This is a genomic window from Erwinia sp. GW821-FHT03D09 (genome assembly GCF_059420805.1).
Genome location: NZ_JBWKUK010000005.1, coordinates 175,249 through 194,293 on the forward strand (window position 1 = coordinate 175,249; position 19,045 = coordinate 194,293).

The 19,045-nt window shown below is 56.4% G+C and carries 17 protein-coding genes; 7 read left to right on the forward strand and 10 right to left on the reverse strand.

All coding sequences use genetic code 11. From position 1 onward, the window contains the following. Positions 1–6 precede the first annotated feature (6 nt). Complete coding sequence (locus AC07U6_RS06615) at positions 7–1,500, reverse strand: aldehyde dehydrogenase (protein ID WP_494761595.1); 1,494 nt, start codon at positions 1,498–1,500, stop codon at positions 7–9. Positions 1,501–2,605: 1,105 nt separating this feature from the next. Between AC07U6_RS06615 and acnB the strand changes: the two genes are divergently transcribed. Next, on the forward strand, positions 2,606–5,203 hold the full coding sequence (gene acnB / locus AC07U6_RS06620; protein WP_494761596.1) for a bifunctional aconitate hydratase 2/2-methylisocitrate dehydratase: 2,598 nt from the start codon (positions 2,606–2,608) through the stop codon (positions 5,201–5,203). A gap of 147 nt (positions 5,204–5,350) precedes the next feature. On the opposite strand, the gene AC07U6_RS06625 is transcribed toward acnB, so the two are convergent. Next, positions 5,351–6,274 (reverse strand): LysR family transcriptional regulator, encoded by a 924-nt coding sequence (locus AC07U6_RS06625; RefSeq protein ID WP_494761597.1) that lies wholly within the window; start codon positions 6,272–6,274, stop codon positions 5,351–5,353. A 66-nt stretch (positions 6,275–6,340) separates the two neighbouring features. Between AC07U6_RS06625 and AC07U6_RS06630 the strand changes: the two genes are divergently transcribed. Then, positions 6,341–6,958: a LysE family translocator gene (locus AC07U6_RS06630; RefSeq protein ID WP_494761598.1), complete on the forward strand. Its 618-nt coding sequence runs from the start codon at positions 6,341–6,343 to the stop codon at positions 6,956–6,958. Between the two features lie 161 nt (positions 6,959–7,119). Further along, the gene (gene yacL / locus AC07U6_RS06635) at positions 7,120–7,485 is read left to right on the forward strand and encodes a protein YacL (RefSeq protein WP_494761599.1); all 366 of its coding nucleotides are present in this window, start codon (positions 7,120–7,122) and stop codon (positions 7,483–7,485) included. Between the two features lie 175 nt (positions 7,486–7,660). On the opposite strand, the gene speD is transcribed toward yacL, so the two are convergent. From speD to AC07U6_RS06650, 3 genes are all read right to left on the reverse strand, one after another. Further along, complete coding sequence (speD, locus tag AC07U6_RS06640; RefSeq protein WP_494761600.1) at positions 7,661–8,470, reverse strand: adenosylmethionine decarboxylase; 810 nt, start codon at positions 8,468–8,470, stop codon at positions 7,661–7,663. A 27-nt stretch (positions 8,471–8,497) separates the two neighbouring features. Next, positions 8,498–9,355, reverse strand: a complete 858-nt coding sequence (gene speE, locus AC07U6_RS06645; protein ID WP_494761601.1) for a polyamine aminopropyltransferase — start codon at positions 9,353–9,355, stop codon at positions 8,498–8,500. A gap of 109 nt (positions 9,356–9,464) precedes the next feature. Next, the gene (locus tag AC07U6_RS06650) at positions 9,465–9,812 is read right to left on the reverse strand and encodes a YacC family pilotin-like protein (protein ID WP_105595409.1); all 348 of its coding nucleotides are present in this window, start codon (positions 9,810–9,812) and stop codon (positions 9,465–9,467) included. Positions 9,813–9,992: 180 nt separating this feature from the next. Here AC07U6_RS06650 and cueO point away from each other — a divergent pair, with 180 nt between their 5' ends. Continuing rightward, positions 9,993–11,681, forward strand: a complete 1,689-nt coding sequence (gene cueO, locus AC07U6_RS06655; RefSeq protein WP_494764437.1) for a multicopper oxidase CueO — start codon at positions 9,993–9,995, stop codon at positions 11,679–11,681. 459 nt (positions 11,682–12,140) lie between these two features. Here cueO and AC07U6_RS06660 read toward each other — a convergent pair whose 3' ends face one another. After that, positions 12,141–13,421, reverse strand: a complete 1,281-nt coding sequence (locus AC07U6_RS06660) for a cystathionine gamma-synthase family protein (protein WP_494761602.1) — start codon at positions 13,419–13,421, stop codon at positions 12,141–12,143. A gap of 248 nt (positions 13,422–13,669) precedes the next feature. Between AC07U6_RS06660 and hpt the strand changes: the two genes are divergently transcribed. Next, a complete protein-coding gene (hpt, locus tag AC07U6_RS06665; RefSeq protein WP_494761603.1) occupies positions 13,670–14,206 on the forward strand; it encodes a hypoxanthine phosphoribosyltransferase in 537 nt (178 codons plus the stop codon). Between the two features lie 114 nt (positions 14,207–14,320). Here the strand turns inward: hpt and can are convergent, their stop codons facing one another. Beyond that, positions 14,321–14,983 carry a carbonate dehydratase gene (can, locus tag AC07U6_RS06670; RefSeq protein ID WP_494761604.1) on the reverse strand — a complete coding sequence of 221 codons (663 nt, stop codon included), beginning with the start codon at positions 14,981–14,983 and terminating at the stop codon, positions 14,321–14,323. A gap of 119 nt (positions 14,984–15,102) precedes the next feature. On the opposite strand from can, the gene AC07U6_RS06675 reads away from it, so the two are divergent. After that, complete coding sequence (locus AC07U6_RS06675; RefSeq protein WP_494761605.1) at positions 15,103–16,029, forward strand: ABC transporter ATP-binding protein; 927 nt, start codon at positions 15,103–15,105, stop codon at positions 16,027–16,029. Next, on the forward strand, positions 16,026–16,796 hold the full coding sequence (locus AC07U6_RS06680; RefSeq protein ID WP_494761606.1) for an ABC transporter permease: 771 nt from the start codon (positions 16,026–16,028) through the stop codon (positions 16,794–16,796). Before AC07U6_RS06675 ends, AC07U6_RS06680 begins: the two co-directional genes overlap by 4 nt. 50 nt (positions 16,797–16,846) lie before the next feature. On the opposite strand, the gene panD is transcribed toward AC07U6_RS06680, so the two are convergent. The 3 genes from panD to panB all read right to left on the reverse strand — a co-directional run bounded on the left by panD (position 16,847) and on the right by panB (position 18,955). Beyond that, positions 16,847–17,227 carry an aspartate 1-decarboxylase gene (gene panD / locus AC07U6_RS06685; RefSeq protein ID WP_062747172.1) on the reverse strand — a complete coding sequence of 127 codons (381 nt, stop codon included), beginning with the start codon at positions 17,225–17,227 and terminating at the stop codon, positions 16,847–16,849. A gap of 63 nt (positions 17,228–17,290) precedes the next feature. Continuing rightward, positions 17,291–18,145 (reverse strand): pantoate--beta-alanine ligase, encoded by an 855-nt coding sequence (panC, locus tag AC07U6_RS06690; RefSeq protein ID WP_494761607.1) that lies wholly within the window; start codon positions 18,143–18,145, stop codon positions 17,291–17,293. A 15-nt stretch (positions 18,146–18,160) separates the two neighbouring features. Further along, positions 18,161–18,955: a 3-methyl-2-oxobutanoate hydroxymethyltransferase gene (panB, locus tag AC07U6_RS06695; RefSeq protein ID WP_494761608.1), complete on the reverse strand. Its 795-nt coding sequence runs from the start codon at positions 18,953–18,955 to the stop codon at positions 18,161–18,163. Positions 18,956–19,045: the final 90 nt, after the last annotated feature.

A 19,045-nucleotide genomic window follows, 5' to 3' on the forward strand; every position in this document is an offset into this window, starting at 1 on the left:
CGAGGGTCACTGGCACAGCTGAATCCAGGTGGTTTTTAACTGGGTAAACTTGTCGAACGCGTGCAGCGAAAGGTCGCGGCCAAAGCCCGACTGCTTGCCGCCGCCGAAGGGGACGCTGACGTCAATCGCATCAATGGTATTAACGGATACCGTGCCGACATTCAGCCGCTGGGCAACCCGGTGCGCGCGGCTGAGATCGCCGCTCCACAGCGACGCCGCCAGCCCGTAGACGCTGTCATTGGCAAGGGCGATGGCCTGCTCTTCACTGTCGAAGGGCATTACCGCCAGCACTGGCCCGAACACTTCTTCCTGCGCCAGCTGCATATCGGGCCGTACGCCGGTAAAAATGGTCGGCTGAATAAAGTTGCTTGAGTTATTAATCGTCAAGCGCTCGCCGCCGCAGCGCAGTTCTGCCCCCTGTTCGCGGGCCACCTGGAGGTAGCTCATCACTCTTTCGCTGTGACGACTGCTGACCATGGCACCGGCACGGCTGGCGGGATCAAGCGGATCGCCCGGCTGCCAGTTTTGAGCCTGCGCCAGCAGGCGCTCGACGAATTCATGGTGAATGCTGTGTTCAACCAGCAGGCGGGAATTGGCGGAACAGACTTCGCCCTGGTTGAAGAAGATGGCAGCAGCGGCCTTTTCTGCCGCCAGATCAAGGTGATGACAGTCGGCAAAAATCAGGTTTGGGCTTTTGCCGCCGCACTCCAGCCATACCTGTTTGAGGTTGGACTGTGCGGCATACTGCATAAAATATTTTCCGACCTGAGTCGAGCCTGTGAATACCACGGCATCGATATCTGCATGCAGACCAAGCGCTTTGCCGGTAACGTCTCCGTTACCGGGAAGCACATTGAGTACGCCTGGCGGCAGGCCTGCTTCCAGCGCCAGCTCAGCAAGGCGCAGCGCGGAGAAGGGCGACTGTTCTGCCGGCTTGAGTATCACACTGTTGCCTGCGGCCAGCGCCGGGGCCAGTTTCCAGGCGGCCATATCGAGGGGGAAATTCCACGGCACGACAGCGGCGATTACACCCAGCGGTGCGCGGGTAATCATCGCGACAGCGTCCTGCGCGGTGGGGGCAATCTGGCCGTAAAGCTTGTCCAGGCTTTCTGCATACCATCTGAACACGCCCGCCGCGCCGGGTACGTCCAGCTCTCTGGCATCGGTCACCGTTTTGCCCATGCTCAGCGAATCCAGCAGCGCCAGTTCATCGGCGTGCTGCATGATCAGGTCCGCCAGCCGCAGCAGAACCTGTTTACGGGAAGCGGGTGACTGCTGCGACCAGTCTCCACGTTCAAAGCAGCGGCGCGCCACGCTGACGGCCCGATTGACCGTGTTCTGCTCGCTGATATCTACTTCGGCCAGCAGCCGCTGGGTTGCCGGGTTGATAACGGCAAAGGTTTTTTCACTGACCGATGTCAGTTTCTGGCCATCGATAATTGCCCGTTGGATAAAGTGCTGCTGTTCCGCGCGCTGCTGCCACTTCTGTTGTGTCCACATCGGTTTACCCCCGCTGGTGCATGTTGAGATGACAGGATGTTTAAAAATTGTTAAATCCTGCGCCATCCTAACGCCGGGGGGAGTGGTCGAAAATTAGTAAAAATGTATAGAGTGAGTATGAAAATCCGTGGCAGTGCGGCTGGCGGAGAATATTGTCTGGCTGAATGGGCTGAATGGGCTGAATGGGCTGAATGGGCTGAATGGGCTGAATGGGCTGAATGGGCTGTGGCTTTGGCGATCGGGGTTCAGCCTCTGCGGCGGCCGGGCGGTCCTCGCGCCGCTTTGCGGTGCCTTCGGTTCCGGCTGCGTGCCTTGCGGATCGGCGCGGAGCGGGCGTCCTGCCCGCGCTACGCCTGAGCCCAGCATCCCTGCTGGTCTCTCCGGCCCCGCAGCCTGCACCTCAGCGCTGCGGATTGCCCGGCCGCCGCAGAGGCTGAACCCCTTCATGCAATGTGCTGGCTGCCTGAAACTGCATGATAACTATGACGTTTATCGGCCTATGCCGAAGCGGCATAATAAATATGATATTTATGTTCCTGCGACCGAAGTGACATGATAATCGTGACTGTTAACAGCCCATACCTGAGCGGTATAAGAACAGTGTTTGTGAACAGGCAACATCCTTATCGAAAGCGGGCTGGCTGTGGCCCCTGAAGGGCAATTCGCAGCGCTGAACGTAGCGAGGACCAGCCCGGCAGGGACCGCAACCAGCCAGAGCGAGCACCAGATCGCCAGCCAACACCAGCTTCTAACCTGAATCTCAGGTTATCAACTAATGCGGAAAGTTGAAGATTCTTAGCGCATTTTTAAAAGAGACAAAGATTAATAACTGGATGATATGCCGCTATATCGCTCAGCTAACAGAATAAATACTAAACATTAACCACCTGACTAGTGTGGAATGCTATAAAAAAGCACTTAACCGGGGTTGACGCGCCTCGCAAATAATGTTGCTTATTTGTAAACAGATTAACATGCGAATGAAATCCTGCTATGCTGCCCCACGCGGAACCGGGTGCCTTACCCTACACATGGATGGTTATCACTAATAGCGGTGACTTGGGTGACCCGGGATGCCATATACAATGAGAGCGAGGAGAACGTCGTGCTAGAAGAATACCGTAAGCACGTTGCCGAGCGTGCTGCCCAGGGGATCGTTCCTAAACCGTTAGATGCTTCCCAAATGGCCGCGCTGGTTGAACTGCTAAAAGCCCCTCCAGCGGGTGAAGAAGAATTCCTGTTAGACCTGTTGATCAATCGAGTCCCGCCGGGTGTAGATGAAGCGGCCTATGTTAAAGCCGGTTTCCTGGCCGCTGTCGCGAAAGGCGAAGCTACCTCCCCTCTGGTTACTCCTGAAAAAGCGGTTGAACTGCTCGGTACTATGCAGGGCGGCTATAATATTCATGCGCTGATCGAAGCCCTGGATGAAGAAAAGCTGGCCCCGATTGCCGCAGAAGCGCTGTCCCACACGCTGCTGATGTTCGACAACTTCTATGACGTTGAAGAAAAAGCCAAAGCGGGCAACCCACACGCGAAAAAAATTCTTCAGTCGTGGGCTGACGCAGAATGGTTCCTCAAGCGTCCTAAACTGGCAGAAAAAATCACTGTAACCGTGTTTAAAGTGACCGGCGAAACCAATACCGATGACCTTTCTCCTGCACCGGATGCATGGTCTCGCCCGGATATTCCACTGCACGCGCTGGCGATGTTGAAAATCGAACGTGATGGCATTGTACCCGACGATGCCGGCAACGTTGGACCGATCAAACAGATCGAAGAATTACAGAAAAAAGGCTTCCCGTTGACCTACGTTGGTGACGTGGTCGGTACCGGTTCATCACGTAAATCCGCCACCAACTCGGTGCTGTGGTTTATGGGTGACGACATTCCTTACGTGCCTAATAAGAAGGGCGGCGGCGTGTGCCTCGGCGGCAAAATCGCACCAATCTTCTTTAACACGATGGAAGATGCCGGTGCGCTGCCGATCGAAGTGGATGTTGATAAGCTGAACATGGGCGACGTGATCGATATCTTCCCGTACAAAGGCGAAGTGCGTAATCACGAAACCGGCGAGCTGCTGGCGAACTTCGAGCTGAAAACCGAGGTGCTGCTGGATGAAGTGCGTGCCGGTGGTCGTATCCCACTGATTATCGGTCGTGGCCTGACTTCGAAAGCCCGTGAATCTCTCGGCCTGCCGCACAGCGATGTGTTTGTCCAGGCAAAAGATGTGGCTACCAGCACCCGTGGCTTCTCACTGGCGCAGAAAATGGTTGGCCGCGCCTGTGGCGTGGAAGGTATCCGTCCGGGCGCTTACTGCGAACCGAAAATGACCTCCGTGGGTTCTCAGGACACCACCGGCCCGATGACCCGTGACGAGCTGAAAGATCTGGCCTGTCTGGGCTTCTCAGCCGATCTGGTGATGCAGTCATTCTGTCATACCGCCGCTTATCCTAAGCCGGTAGACGTGACTACTCACCACACTCTGCCGGACTTCATCATGAACCGTGGCGGCGTATCACTGCGCCCGGGCGATGGCGTTATCCACAGCTGGCTGAACCGTATGCTGCTGCCGGATACCGTGGGTACCGGCGGTGACTCCCACACCCGTTTCCCTATCGGTATCTCCTTCCCGGCGGGTTCTGGTCTGGTGGCGTTTGCCGCTGCGACCGGCGTGATGCCGCTGGATATGCCTGAATCGGTGCTGGTGCGCTTTAAAGGCGAAATGCAGCCGGGTATCACCCTGCGCGATCTGGTTCACGCGATCCCGCTGTACGCGATTAAAGCAGGCCTGCTAACCGTTGAGAAGAAAGGTAAGAAAAACATCTTCTCTGGCCGCGTGCTGGAAATCGAAGGTCTGCCGAAGCTGAAAGTTGAGCAGGCATTCGAGCTGACCGATGCTTCCGCAGAGCGTTCTGCCGCCGGTTGTACTATCAAGCTGGATAAAGAGCCAATCATCGAGTATCTGCAGTCCAACATCGTGCTGCTGAAGTGGATGATCTCTGAAGGCTACGGCGATCGTCGTACGCTGGAGCGCCGCGTTGAAGGCATGGAAAAATGGCTGGCCGATCCGCAGCTGCTGGAAGCCGATGCTGACGCAGAATATGCGGCGGTGATCGACATCGATCTGGCAGATATCAAAGAGCCAATTCTGTGCGCACCAAACGATCCAGACGATGCCCGCCTGCTGTCTGACGTGCAGGGCGAGAAGATCGATGAAGTCTTTATCGGTTCCTGCATGACCAACATCGGTCACTTCCGTGCCGCTGGTAAACTGCTGGATGCCCATAAAGGGCAGCTGCCAACTCGTCTGTGGGTGGCTCCGCCAACCAAGATGGACGCTGCACAGCTGACCGAAGAAGGCTATTACAGCGTATTCGGTAAGAGCGGTGCGCGCATCGAGATCCCGGGCTGTTCACTGTGCATGGGTAACCAGGCGCGCGTGAAAGATGGTGCAACGGTGGTATCGACCTCAACGCGTAACTTCCCTAACCGCCTCGGTAACGGCGCTAACGTGTTCCTGGCCTCCGCCGAGCTGGCTGCTGTTGCTTCCCTGCTGGGCAAACTGCCGACGCCGGAAGAGTATCTGAAGTTTATGGATCAGGTGGATAAAACCGCCGTGGATACCTATCGTTATCTGAACTTCGACCAGCTGAGCCAGTACACTGACAAAGCTGACGGCGTGATTTTCCAGACTGCGGTCTGAGAACGCCGGGAGGGATGATTTTTCCGATGTCAGTCGGTGAAAATCGTTAAGATCGGGCGATGTTTCAGACAGAAATGGATGAGCATTGCCCCGTTAAAAAGAGCCGCTGGTCGGCTCTTTTTTATTGCCCGCTTTAAACATTCACCTTCAGGCCTGTAACTTTAACCAGGCCAGCAGTTCCGCCTGTGGGCTGCCCGGCACGAGGGGCTTTGGCGACAGCAGGCAGTAGTGTGAACCATCCTCAACGAAGCCTGAAGGCGCGCTGAGTACGCCGTTCTCCACATCGTCACGGACCAGGTGCCACGGGCCGATGGCCACGCCCAGACCCGCCACGGCCGCCTGCAGGCTAAAGTAGAAGTGATCGAACGTTTGCCCCGCGCTATCGACAGGGGGATAACCTGTAGCGGCCGCCCATTCCTGCCATGCGCCGGGCCGGGTACGTGTATGCAGACGCGGGGCATCGCGCCTGAGTGTGGCAGAGTGCGGCTCCCCGCTGAACCAGCCTGCGGCTTTATCCGTGCGGCAAACCGGCCCGACTTTTTCAGCAAACAGCGGTTCGGCGTGATAGCTTCCCGGCAGCGGAAAGTCACTGCGGCGAATCGCCAGATCGATACCGCTGGCAAAAGAGAACGGGCCGCCGCCGGCAACAAGATGAACGTCGGTGTCCGGATGGCGAGCCTGAAAATCTGACCAGCGGGGAATAAGCCAGCGCATCAGCAGCGTTGGCTCGCAGGACAGCACCGATTGCTGCTTCTGGCTGGCGCTGGCACGCAGCTCGCTGACCGCCTGGCGCATTAAGTCCATTCCCTCGCTTACCGCTCTGGCCAGTGTGCGGCCCGCAGCGGTCAGAAACACGCGTCGGCTGCGCCGCTCGAACAGCGCAACGCCCAGTTCGTCTTCCAGCAGCCTAACCGCTCGGCTGACCGCGCCGTGCGTGAGGTGCAGCTCGGCTGCGGCCCGGCTGAAATTCTCCAGCCGGGCGGCCGTTTCAAAACAGCGCAGCGCCAGCAGCGAAGGCAGCCGCTCATCGTTTAATGGTGATTCAGACTCACCACTGATGTCAGAAATCATCGTTATTCACCCTGATAATCTGCCGTTATTATCGCGACAGTTAACCCGTTTCTGACAGGATATACCATGACCGAACTGATAGCTGTAATCACCATTACTTTGCTGGCCGTGGTCAGCCCCGGACCGGATTTCGCGATGGTCACGCGTAACAGCCTGATGCTGTCGCGCCGGGCAGGCGTGTTGACCGCGCTGGGGATTGGCCTGGGCGTGCTGGTTCACGTGACCTATACGCTGGTCGGCGTCGGGCTGCTTATTCAGCAGTCGCTGTGGCTGTTTAACATCATCAGGCTGGTGGGTGCCGTCTGGCTGGTGTATCTCGGCGTTATAATGCTGCGTTCCCGCGCAGGCGGCACGCTGGTTAACCGCCGGGTGATACCGCTGTCGGACGCGGCGGCGCTGCGCACCGGCTTTCTGACCAACGTCCTCAACCCCAAGACTACGATTTTTATCGTCAGCCTGTTTATGCAGGTGGTGGTCCCCGAAACGCCGCTGGCGGTACAGATTGGCTATGGTGCGTTTATCTCGGTAGCGCATATGGCGTGGTTTAGCCTGGTGGCACTGGGCTTCTCGGCGGGCGCCGTACGGGATCGACTGCTGGCCGTGCGCCACTGGATTGACCGCGCTTTTGGCGCGCTGCTGGTTGTCTTTGGCCTGCTGCTGGCAGTAACGGGAGGAAATCGTTAAGTGTGACGGTGCCCCAGCGCCGTTGCGGACGCAACCGTCGTCAATATTGCTGTTTTTCCCCGGTCGGGCTGCGATAATGCGCGCTGATGCTCAGTATTATCCGGGCAGAGGCGCAAAATAGCCTTGAGCATGCGCGGTCAGTCTGCCGGGAGGGGAACACGATGGAATATGAATTTTTACGCGATATCGCCGGGGTGGTGAAGGTTCGCATGTCGATGGGGCACGAGGCCGTTGGCCACTGGTTCAACGATGAGGTGGATGAAAAGAATCTGGCGCTGCTGGATGAAGTAGAAGCTGCCGTTGCCAGCGTCAGGGGCAGCGAGCGCCAGTGGCAGCGCGTAGGGCGTGAATACACCCTGTGGCTGGATGAGGAAGAAGTGATCGTTCGTTCTAACCAGCTCGGTTTTGAAGGTGACGAGATGGAAGAGGGAATGAACTACTACGACGAAGAGAGCCTGTCTTTCTGTGGCGTAGAGGATTTTCTGGCGGTGATTGCCGCCTACCGCGCTTTTCTACAGGGCCGCTAAGCGCAGGCTGTTGAAGTCGGCGATTGCTCTAACCCGTGTGGCTGTGATGGGGCATGGAGGCGTAAGCAAGGTGAAATGCCTTGCTGATACCTCCCCCCGCGCTAAAAACCAGCCAACGCGCCCGGTGTGAATTGGTCACATCACGCTGGCTGGTTCGTTTTTTATTCCTGCATCATTACGGCGTTTTTAATCCCACCGACGGAATATTGCGCCCGTAGTAAATCTCACGCATCTCCTTCCACAGCAGATCGGTGATCCGCTTGTGTTCCTGCGGGCTGAGATCGTCAGGTTGGGTGTTAAACAGATAGTGACGAAGATCGAATCCTTTGAGCAACATCTTGGTGTGGAACATATTTTCCTGGTAGACGTTCACATCCATCATGTCATACATCCCTTTCATGTCGTCGGCCATGAAGTTCTGGATTGAGTTGATCTCGTGGTCGATAAAGTGTTTCACCCCGTTTACGTCGCGGGTGAAACCGCGTACGCGATAGTCGATGGTGACAATGTCGGATTCCAGCTGGTGAATCAGGTAGTTCAGCGCTTTCAGCGGCGAAATGACTCCGCAGGTAGACACTTCGATATCGGCGCGGAAGGTACACAGGCCACCTTCCGGGTGGCTTTCCGGATAGGTATGCACGCAGATATGGCTTTTATCCAGATGGGCGACCACCGAGTCCGGCAGCGGGCCAGGATGTTCAGAGGTATCAATATCGCGTGGATCGATCGGCTCTTCGCTGACCAGAATCGTTACGCTGGCACCCTGTGGCTCGTAGTCCTGGCGGGCGATGTTCAGCACGTTAGCGCCGATAATCGCGCAGGTTTCGCTGAGAATTTCCGTCAGACGGTTGGCATTGTACTGCTCATCAATGTACGCAATATATCCGTCGCGTTCCGCTTCTGTGTTCGCGTAACAGATATCGTAGATACAAAAACTCAGGCTTTTCGTCAGGTTGTTGAAGCCATGTAGTTTAAGCTTTTGCAATTTCGTTCACCCCCTTAAAATGCCCGGTCAGTTGGCCAGTGCATTTAACAGATATTGTGGCAGGGCAAAGCTGCCCGCGTGGATTACCGGATTGTAGTAGCGGCAGGTCAGCCCGGAGGCGGCAAAGCGCGCGGCAATCGTTGTTGCATCCAGCTGGCGCAGCGCCGGATTATCGCTGGCCCAGGCAAAGGTCATGATGCCGCCGTAGTAGGTCGGTACCGCCGCCTGATAGAAGCTGACGTCTTTAAAGTAGTGGCCGAGTTTGCGATGGCTGTTGACCGCTTCATCCTGCTGCAGGAAGCAAACGCCATTCTGCGCCACGAAGATGCCATTTTCATTAAGGATGCGATGGCAGCCCTCATAGAATTCAGAGGTGAACAGGCTTTCTCCCGGACCAATCGGATCGGTGCAGTCAGAGATAATCACGTCAAACTTCTCGGCAGTCTGCTTAACGAAGTTCACGCCGTCGTCGATCACCAGCGTAAAGCGCGGATCGTCATAGGCGCCCTGGCTGTGGTTCGGCAAATACTGTTTGCAGAACGTCACCACGCCGGCATCGATCTCAACCATGGTGATTTTTTTGATGTTCTGATGACGGCTCACTTCACGCAGCATGGCGCCGTCGCCGCCGCCGATGATCAGCACGCTCTCCGCCGCGCCGTGGGCCAACAGGGGAATATGGGTCATCATCTCATGATAAATGAACTCATCGCGCTCGGTGGTTTGTACCACGCCGTCCAGCGCCATCACTCGTCCCAGGGCGGCATTTTCAAAGATAATCAGATCCTGGTGCCCGGTCTGTTCGCGATACAGTACATTATCGACAGAAAAATACTGTCCGAATCCGGCATGAAGGGTTTCATACCACATTTCTTTATCGGCCATGGTGGGGTTTTCTCCTCATAATAGCCACGAAAAATGGGGAAAACAGGATAGCGATTTCTGACCGTGGTTGCACGGTCAATTCGGACGCGGGGAGGGGAGCGGCGGGTGATTAACGGACGTAGGCAAGCAGGCTCAGGGAGTCGCGGGCCAGAGATTTGCACTTGGTATCGTTCGGAATGGCAATACCGCTCAGATCGCGATAGCTGTCCTCACCGAGCGCTTTCATATTGAAACTGTTGTAATTGCTTAAATCCCAACGATTCTGCTGTGCGTAAAACATCAACGCACGACGAACCTGTCCGTCCGGCAGATCCTGGTAGCCACAATCATTTTTCAGATAAACAAATACGGCGGTTAAATCGGCTAAATCTTCTGCTTCCGTTTCACTCAGGGCGAAACTGGTGGAGGAGAAGCCAAAAAGCCCTAGCAGCAACAGAGCCTTGATGCTTTTCTTCATAGTTGTTCTCATTCGTGTGCAATGAGCAGACGTTAGCACAGTTCAGGCCGGGTGCCAGCCCCTTTTGCCTTAGAAAGCCTGTGATATACCGTTTTCGCATTTTTTATCGCGACTTGACCTTCCCGCTGGGTAAGGGTTTATGCTGCCGGTATTTTCGACATCTGGCAAAAGGAATGGATGATGCAACGTCGTGATTTTCTAAAATTAAGTGCCGCTCTTGGTGCAGCCAGCGCCCTGCCGCTGTGGAGCCGCTCGCTGATGGCGGCCGAACAGCGTCCTTTATTACCCGTTCCCTCACTGCTGCTGCCCGATGCACGCGGTGAAATCAAACTCGTGGCCCAGAAGGGCATCAGCCACTGGCGGGGGAAAGACGTTCCTACCTGGGGCTATAACGGCGGCCTGCTCGGGCCGGCAATCCAGCTGGATCGCGGTAAAGAAGTCCGTGTCAATATCTTCAACCGTCTGCCTGATGCGACCACCGTTCACTGGCACGGGCTGGAGATCCCCGGTGAAGTGGACGGCGGGCCACAGGCGAGAATTGAACCGGGGCAGCAGCGCAGCGTCAGCTTTACCCCGGACCAGCCTGCGGCCACCTGCTGGTTCCACCCTCATCAGCATGGTCGTACCGGCTATCAGGTTGCGCAGGGACTGGCGGGCCTGGTGCTAATCAACGATCCCGAGAGCGGGAAACTCCTGCTGCCAAAACAGTGGGGAGTGGATGATATTCCGGTGGTCCTGCAGGACAAACGCCTGACCGAAGACGGCAGCAAAATCGATTATCAGCTCGATGTGATGGACGCGGCGGTCGGCTGGTTCGGCGATACGCTACTGACCAACGGCGCGATTTATCCGCAGCATGGCGTTCCGCGCGGCTGGTTGCGCCTGCGCCTGCTGAATGGCTGCAACGCCCGCTCGCTAAATCTGACTACCAGCGACGGCCGCCCGATGTATGTTATTGCCAGTGACGGTGGTCTGCTGGCGGAGCCGGTCAAACTGAGTGAGCTGCCGATGATACCGGGTGAGCGCTTCGAAGTGCTGGTAGATACCTCCGACGGCAAACCGTTTGAACTACAAACGCTGCCGGTGCGACAAATGGGTATGACGCTGACGCCTTTTGACCAGCCGCTGCCGGTGCTGTCGATTACCCCGCTGCGGGTGATGGCCAGCGGCACGCTGCCGGACAAGTTGGTGAATATCCCTGCGGTTGCCATGCCGCAGGCCACTGACACTCGTTGGCTACAGCTGATGATGGACCCTGAGCTGGACCGCCGGGGCATGCAGGCGCTGATGGATAAATACGGCCATGCGGCGATGGCGGGGATGGATATGTCCGCGCACGGGATGGGCGGTGCGACAGGCGAGCGTTCTGCAGCAGCAACTGCCGGGAAAATGCAGGGCATGGATCATGGCAGTATGAGCGGAATGGACCACGGAAAGATGGCGGGAATGGATCACGGCAAGATGGCGGGAATGGACCACGGCGATATGAAGAGTAAGCAGGCGAAATCTCCGGCACCATTCGATTTCCATAATGGAAACAAGATTAACGGCGTCGCTTTCAATATGGAGAAACCCTCGTTCGAGGCGAAGCAGGGCGTGTGGGAGAAGTGGACCATCTCCGGCGAGGGCGACATGATGATGCATCCCTTCCACGTGCACGGCGCCCAGTTCCGCATCCTGTCTGAAAACGGCAAACCGCCGGCAGCACACCGCAGCGGCTGGAAGGATATGGTACTTGTAGAGGGCTGGCGCAGCGAAATTCTGGTGCGTTTTAACCACAAGGCGGACAAACCCAACGCCTATATGGCGCACTGCCATCTGCTGGAACATGAAGATACCGGGATGATGCTGGGCTTTACCGTGGCGTGATGACTGCCGCGGCCGGGGTGGAGTGATATCTTGCCCCGGCGGAGCGGGTAGGTTGATACCCTTTTTTTCGCGGCTTTTTCAGTGCGTTGATTTATATGAGTATAATTGTGGCTGAAAAAAAGAGGGGTTGGCGTAAGCTTGATGCGAAAACCTGATTAGCTTCATCAGGTTATCGTGAGAGGCTAACCGTTCACTGCCGTACAGGCAGCTTAGAAAACCTTGCAATCCTCGCATGTATCCATGCCCCAGTTCACTGCCGTACAGGCAGCTTAGAAAGTTACATGAAGGCGAAGCGACAGTTAGATATCGTTCACTGCCGTACAGGCAGCTTAGAAACTGGCCGGGGCTACCGGCGATGACCTGCTGGCGTTCACTGCCGTACAGGCAGCCCCTATAAGACATCCAACAACAACTCCATAACCAGCAGCAGCTCCCCCGGCTGCCGCTGGATATCAACCGTTACCCCAGCAGTGCCAGCCGCAGATCCTCGATCAAATCGTCCTTATTTTCGATACCGATCGACAGGCGAATGGTGGTGGATTTAATGCCGATGCGGTCGCGAACATCCAGCGGAACGCCGGAGTGGGTGGTACTGGCTGGGTGGCTGGCCAGTGATTCGGTGCCGCCCAGGCTGACCGCCAGCTTGAACAGCTGGAGCGCGTTGAGGAACTTAAACGCCGCCGCTTCACCGCCGCGAATATCAAAGGAGAAGGTAGAACCGGCACCGCTGCACTGGGCGCGATACGTTTTGCCCTGCGGCGAGTCGGCGTCAAGGAACGGCAGATAGTGGATCTGTTCCACCTGCGGGTGGCCGCGCAGAAACTCCGCCACCGCTGCCGCATTATCATTAGCGCGCTCCATACGCAGTGCAAGCGTCTCCAGCGATCGACCAATCATCCAGCTGGAGTGCGGATCGAGCTGGGTGCCGATGGCGCTACGCAGCGCTTTCACCTGACGGATCAGCGCCTTGCTGCCCATCGCTGCCCCGGCGATAAGATCCGAATGGCCGCCAACGTATTTGGTCAGCGAATAGAGCGAGATATCCGCGCCGTGCTCGATTGGGCGCGAGAATACCGGGCCCAGCAGCGTGTTATCGCAGGCAATCACCGGACGATAATTCTGCTGCTGCTCAATCCTGTCCGCAACGCGTTTAATCAGTGCAATATCCACCAGGCTGTTGGTCGGGTTGGCCGGGGACTCAATCAGGATTACCGACACGCTACCCTGTGCCAGCGCTTTATCGGCAGCGGCCTGAACCGAGGCTTCATCCACGCCGTCGGCGAATCCCACGCTGGAAATATTCAGATTGCCGAAGGTTTTACTCAGCAGTGTTTCCGTACCGCCGTAAAGCGGCTGCGAGTGCAGAATCGTGTCACCGGGTCTGGTGAAGGCCAGTAGCGTGGTGGATATCGCCGACATGCCGGAAGAGAACAGCGCTGCGCTGTCGGTGCGTTCATACACCGCCAGCCGGTCTTCAACTATCTCGCTGTTCGGGTGGTTAAAGCGTGAATAGACCAGGCCGTTTCCCTCGCCTGATGGCGGTTCGCGGCGGCCGGAAACGTAGTCAAAGAAATCGCGGCCTTCTTCGGCACTGTTAAAAACAAAAGTGGAAGTCAGAAATACCGGTGGTTTGACTGCGCCTTCCGACAGCGCCGGGTCGTAACCGTAGTTGAGCATCTGGGTTTCGGGCTGCAGTTCGCGGTTGCCGATATGCGTTTTTTTGGAATGTGAGGAAGCCATACAATCTCCTGCCATTGGGCACGGTGCTTTTATTATTCGCGCTAAACTATCATGTGCGGTATGGGCGGGATAAATGAATTAACGTTCTATGGATAAAACATGTAGGGATATAAAATATGGATATCTTTACGTTTAGCAGTCTGTATGTCTATTGCGTAATTTAACGCGGCGCGTTGCGCAACGGTGGGCGTCAGGGGGGAGAAATGTGCTAGACTGTGCCGCTTTCCCTGAACAATCGACGATTAACTATGAAACATACCGTTGAAGTAATGATCTCCGAAGCCGAGATCAAATTCCGTATTGCTGAACTTGGCCAGCAAATTAATGAGCATTACCGCAACAGCGGCAGCGACATGGTGCTGGTTGGCCTGCTGCGCGGCTCCTTTATGTTTATGGCCGACCTGTGCCGCGCCATTGATGTCCCCCACGAAGTCGATTTTATGACCGCTTCCAGCTACGGTAACGGCACCTCCAGCACCCGCGATGTAAAAATCCTCAAGGATCTGGATGAAGACATTCGTGGTAAAGACGTGCTGATTGTCGAAGATATTATCGATTCAGGTAATACGCTGAGCAAAGTGCGCGAAATTTTCAGCCTGCGTGGACCTAAGTCACTGGCGATCTGTACCCTGCTGGATAAACCCGAGCGCCGGGAAGTGCAGGTGCCGGTTGAATATGTCGGCTTCTCGATTCCTGATGAGTTCGTGGTGGGTTACGGTATTGACTACGCCCAGCGCTATCGCCACCTGCCGTTTATTGGCAAAGTAGTGATGCTGGACGAGTAATTCTCGCCGAATGACCGCGAGTGCACACCGCACAATCGACCAAGGCCGGAAATTTCGGCCTGTTATATGATATGCGGCGAATTGCAGTCGGGCAGGGATGTTACTGCTTGCGGTTTACGAATTGAGGTTCGGGTCGTTCAGCAGGTTCGCGATGCCTTGACGGTAGCGCTGCTCCAGAATTTCACGGTTGGTGGCCGTTACGCCCAGGTCGCGCAGATAGCCATCCAGGATGCCGTAGACCCAGCCGTGAATTGTCACCTTCTGTCCGCGTTTCCACGCTGACTGCATCACGGTTGAGTGGCCAAGGTTATAAACCTGCTCAATCACGTTGATTTCGCAAAGTTTATCGAAGCGTTTATCCGGCGCCAGCTCACCCAGCAGCGAACTGTGTTTGTACCAGAGATCGCGAATGTGCAGCAGCCAGTTGTTAATCAGGCCGAGCTCCGGGTTTTCCACCGCAGCCTGAACGCCGCCGCAGCCGTAGTGGCCGCAGATAATGATATGCTCAACTTCCAGCACCTCCACCGCGTACTGCACTACGGAAAGGCAGTTGAGGTCGGTGTGAATCACCAGGTTGGCCACGTTGCGGTGAACAAAAAGTTCGCCAGGCTCCAGCCCGGTCAGGCGCTCGGCGGGTACGCGACTGTCGGAGCAGCCAATCCACAGGAAACGGGGTTTTTGTGCCAGGGACAAACGTTCAAAAAAACCGGGATCTTCCTCCTTCAGCAATTGGGACCATTCGCGGTTATTGCTGATAAGGGTTTCAATATCTTTCATAATGGTGTCGGCCAGTCACACAAAAACGTTGCGGTAATATAGGGCAATGCTCGGCGATTGAAAACGGCAAACAAGAAACTAAACGCGATACGATAAATACAAAGGGCTATTTCTTACCTATGACTTATGCACTGGAACTTGAAAAACTGACCAAAACCTACGCGGGCGGAGTTCAGGCGCTCAAGGGGATTGACCTCCGGGTTGAAGCAGGTGATTTCTATGCGCTGCTCGGTCCCAACGGGGCGGGTAAATCCACCACCATTGGCATCATCAGTTCGCTGGTGAATAAAACCAGCGGCCGGGTGCGGGTGTTTGGATACGACCTGCAAAATGATGTGGTTAACGCCAAGCGCCAGCTGGGTCTGGTGCCGCAAGAATTCAACTTTAACCAGTTTGAAACCGTGCAGCAGATCGTCGTCGATCAGGCCGGTTATTACGGTGTGGAAAAGCGTGAAGCGGTGAGGCGGGCGGAAAAATACCTGACCCAGCTTGACCTCTGGCAGAAGCGTAACGAGCGTGCGCGCATGCTCTCCGGCGGTATGAAGCGCCGCCTGATGATTGCTCGTGCTCTGATGCATGAACCGAAGCTGCTGATCCTGGATGAGCCAACCGCCGGGGTGGATATTGAGCTGCGCCGTTCGATGTGGACCTTCCTGAAGGATCTGAATGCCCGTGGCACCACCATCATTCTGACCACTCACTATCTGGAAGAGGCGGAAATGCTGTGCCGCAATATCGGCATTATCCAGAGCGGTGAGCTGGTTGAGAACACCTCAATGAAGGGGCTGCTGGCGAAGCTGAAATCTGAAACCTTTATCCTCGATCTGGCTGCGAAAAGCCCGCTGCCGCAGCTGGAAGGCTTCAAGTATCGGCTGGTAGACACCTCCACGCTGGAAGTAGAAGTGCTGCGTGAGCAGGGGCTGAACAGCGTGTTTAGCCAGCTGAGCGCCCAGGGCGTGCAGGTGCTGAGTATGCGCAACAAGGCTAACCGTCTTGAGGAGCTGTTTGTTGACCTGGTCAATGGTCACACGGGAGAGAAAGCATGACACATTTGTACTGGGTAGCCCTGAAGAGTATCTGGAGTAAAGAGGTTAATCGCTTCGCCCGTATCTGGATTCAGACGCTGGTTCCGCCGGTGATTACCATGACGCTGTATTTTATTATCTTCGGTAATCTGATTGGTTCACGTATTGGTGAGATGCACGGTTTCACCTATATGCAGTTTATCGTGCCCGGCTTGATTATGATGGCGGTCATCACCAATGCCTATGCCAACGTCGCCTCGTCGTTTTTCAGCTCCAAGTTTCAGCGCAATATTGAAGAACTGCTGGTTGCGCCGGTGCCCACGCATGTGATTATCGCCGGTTATGTCGGCGGCGGCGTGGCGCGCGGGGTCTGCGTAGGCGTGCTGGTAACGGTGATTTCACTGTTCTTCGTGCCTTTCCAGGTGCATTCGTGGCTGATGGTGGCGGTGACGCTGCTGCTGACGGCGATTCTGTTCTCGCTGGCCGGTCTGCTGAATGCGGTATTTGCCCGTACCTTTGACGACATCAGCCTGATCCCGACCTTCGTGCTGACGCCGCTGACCTACCTTGGCGGGGTATTTTACTCGTTGACGCTGCTGCCGCCGGTCTGGCAGATGATCTCCAAGCTGAACCCTATCGTCTATATGATTAGCGGATTCCGCTACGGTTTCCTTGGCATTAATGACGTGCCGCTGGGCTTTACGCTGGCGGTGCTGGTGGCATTTATCGTGGTGTTTTATGCTCTGGCCTGGTCGCTGATCCAGCGTGGTCGCGGGCTGCGGACCTGATTTGATGTACTGAGCTGAACGGGGCGACCAGGAATGGCCGCCCCGTTTTTTTATGCCACCTGAACCGGTACGGCTTTCGCCACGCGCTTCATCTGGTTGTCGCCTTCAAAGTAGGCCACTTTCGGCTGCCATTCGCGGGCTTCCGCATCCGACATCTGCACATAAGAGCAGATAATCAGCAGATCGCCTTCGCAGGCACAGCGCGCGGCAGCGCCGTTCACCGAAATGATTTTCGAGCCGCGCTCAGCGGCAATCGCGTAGGTGGAGAAACGCTGGCCGTTGTTGACGTTATAAATATCGATCGCTTCATACTGCAGGATGCCGGAAGCGTCGAGAAAGTCCTGATCGATGGCGCAGGAGCCTTCGTAATTCAGGTCGGCCTGGGTGACTTTCACCCGGTGGAGTTTACCCTGCAACATAGTACGGTTCATAATCTGTAACTCTGCAATTAAGCGAAAAACGAACGACAGTATTGCCCCTGCGGGCAGCGCTGTCTACTGAGTGAGATCAACCTGCTGATTATCAATCAGGCGGGCTTTACCCAGCCATGCGGCCATCAGGATCACCGCCCGGCGGCTGTCCGTCGTTAACGGCAACAGCGTATCGGCATCCACGATCGCCAGGCCATCGGCGCGCAGCCCTCGTTCATCGAGCGCCGCCTCTGCTTCGGCAATCAGTTCTTCAATATGGCGCTCGCCGTTGTTCAGCTTGCTGGCGATATCATTCATTACCTTGCTCAGCCCCGGTGCGATTTTCCGCTCATCGGCGGTCAGATAGCCGTTGCGCGAGCTGAGCGCAAGGCCGTCTTTCGCACGTACCGTGGGCACGCCGACGATCTCGAGGTCGTAGCCCATGTCCGCCACCATTTTGCGGATCAGTGCCAGCTGCTGGAAGTCCTTCTCGCCAAAGCAGGCGATATCTGGCTGTACCAGGTTAAACAGCTTGCTGACGATGGTGGACACGCCGCGAAAGTGCCCCGGGCGGCTGGCGCCTTCCAGCAGTGTGGAGAGGCCGGGAACGTCAACGAACGTCTGCTCGTGCAGTCCCTGAGGATAGACATCCGCCGGAGCCGGTGAGAACACCATATCGACGCCGCGACGGTTCAGTTTTTCACAATCTTCCTGCAGCGTGCGCGGATAGTTTGCCAGGTCATCGGCGCGTTCAAACTGCATCGGGTTAACGAAAATCGACACCACCACGATGTCCGCACGCGCACGCGCTTCATCAACCAGCGTCATATGCCCGTCGTGCAGGTTGCCCATGGTGGGAACCAGCGCGATGCGTTTACCATCCTGACGCCAGCGGCGTATTTCGCGGCGGAGCAGCGGCAGGGTTTCAATAATCAGCACGATGTTTCTCCTCGGTTACTGGAAGCTGTGTTGTTCGGCAGGATAACTGCCATTTTCCACTTCCGTGATGTACTGGCGCACGGCGGCACGAATGTCGCCAGTTTCAGCAAGGAAGTTCTTGGCGAATTTCGGAATATGCCCGCCGGTGATGCCGAACGCATCGTGCATTACCAGAATCTGTCCGTCGGTCACGTTGCCGGCGCCAATGCCGATAACCGGAATGGTCAGCGCGTCGGTGATGCGTTTTGCCAGCGCAACCGGCACACACTCCAGCACCAGCAGCTGCATTCCGGCGGCTTCCAGCGCCAGCGCATCGTCCAGCAGGCGTTCGGCATCGGCCTCCGCGCGGCCCTGAATTTTATAGCCGCCGAAAATATTCACCGACTGCGGCGTCAGGCCGAGGTGGCCACAAACCGGCACCGCGCGCTCGGTCAGCTGCTTCACCGTCTCCGCCAGCCATTTGCCGCCTTCCAGCTTCACCATATTGGCTCCGGCGCGCATCAGCTGCGCCGCGCTGTCGAAGGTTTGCTGCGGCGTGCTGTAGCTCATAAACGGCAGGTCGGCGAGCAGCAGGGCGGCAGGGGCGCCACGACGCACCGTTTCGGTGTGATAGGCGATATCAGACACGGTGACCGGCAGCGTGGAGTCGTGTCCCTGAACCACCATTCCCAGTGAGTCGCCCACCAGCAGTACCTGGATACCTTCATCGGCAAACAGGCGGGCGAAGCTGAATTCATAGGCGGTGATTGAGGCAAATTTACGCCCCTGCTGTTTCCATTGACGCAGGGTCGAGACGGTAGTCGGTTTCATCGTATCCTCAGTAAGAGTCTTCCTGGTTGGCGTATCTTAAAAGGATGGGAAGGAGAGTGCAAAGGAGATATCCGACGCAGCACAGGCTGC

What these genes read in the sequence shown, in the direction of transcription:
- AC07U6_RS06615 (WP_494761595.1), bottom strand. Translation starts at nt 1,500, where the DNA reads ATGTGGACACAACAGAAGTGGCAGCAGCGCGCGGAACAGCAGCACTTT.
- AC07U6_RS06625 (WP_494761597.1), bottom strand. Translation starts at nt 6,274, where the DNA reads ATGATTTCTGACATCAGTGGTGAGTCTGAATCACCATTAAACGATGAG.
- AC07U6_RS06630 (WP_494761598.1), top strand. Translation starts at nt 6,341, where the DNA reads ATGACCGAACTGATAGCTGTAATCACCATTACTTTGCTGGCCGTGGTC.
- yacL (WP_494761599.1), top strand. Translation starts at nt 7,120, where the DNA reads ATGGAATATGAATTTTTACGCGATATCGCCGGGGTGGTGAAGGTTCGC.
- speE (WP_494761601.1), bottom strand. Translation starts at nt 9,355, where the DNA reads ATGGCCGATAAAGAAATGTGGTATGAAACCCTTCATGCCGGATTCGGA.
- AC07U6_RS06650 (WP_105595409.1), bottom strand. Translation starts at nt 9,812, where the DNA reads ATGAAGAAAAGCATCAAGGCTCTGTTGCTGCTAGGGCTTTTTGGCTTC.
- cueO (WP_494764437.1), top strand. Translation starts at nt 9,993, where the DNA reads ATGCAACGTCGTGATTTTCTAAAATTAAGTGCCGCTCTTGGTGCAGCC.
- AC07U6_RS06660 (WP_494761602.1), bottom strand. Translation starts at nt 13,421, where the DNA reads ATGGCTTCCTCACATTCCAAAAAAACGCATATCGGCAACCGCGAACTG.
- hpt (WP_494761603.1), top strand. Translation starts at nt 13,670, where the DNA reads ATGAAACATACCGTTGAAGTAATGATCTCCGAAGCCGAGATCAAATTC.
- can (WP_494761604.1), bottom strand. Translation starts at nt 14,983, where the DNA reads ATGAAAGATATTGAAACCCTTATCAGCAATAACCGCGAATGGTCCCAA.
- AC07U6_RS06675 (WP_494761605.1), top strand. Translation starts at nt 15,103, where the DNA reads ATGACTTATGCACTGGAACTTGAAAAACTGACCAAAACCTACGCGGGC.
- AC07U6_RS06680 (WP_494761606.1), top strand. Translation starts at nt 16,026, where the DNA reads ATGACACATTTGTACTGGGTAGCCCTGAAGAGTATCTGGAGTAAAGAG.
- panD (WP_062747172.1), bottom strand. Translation starts at nt 17,227, where the DNA reads ATGAACCGTACTATGTTGCAGGGTAAACTCCACCGGGTGAAAGTCACC.
- panB (WP_494761608.1), bottom strand. Translation starts at nt 18,955, where the DNA reads ATGAAACCGACTACCGTCTCGACCCTGCGTCAATGGAAACAGCAGGGG.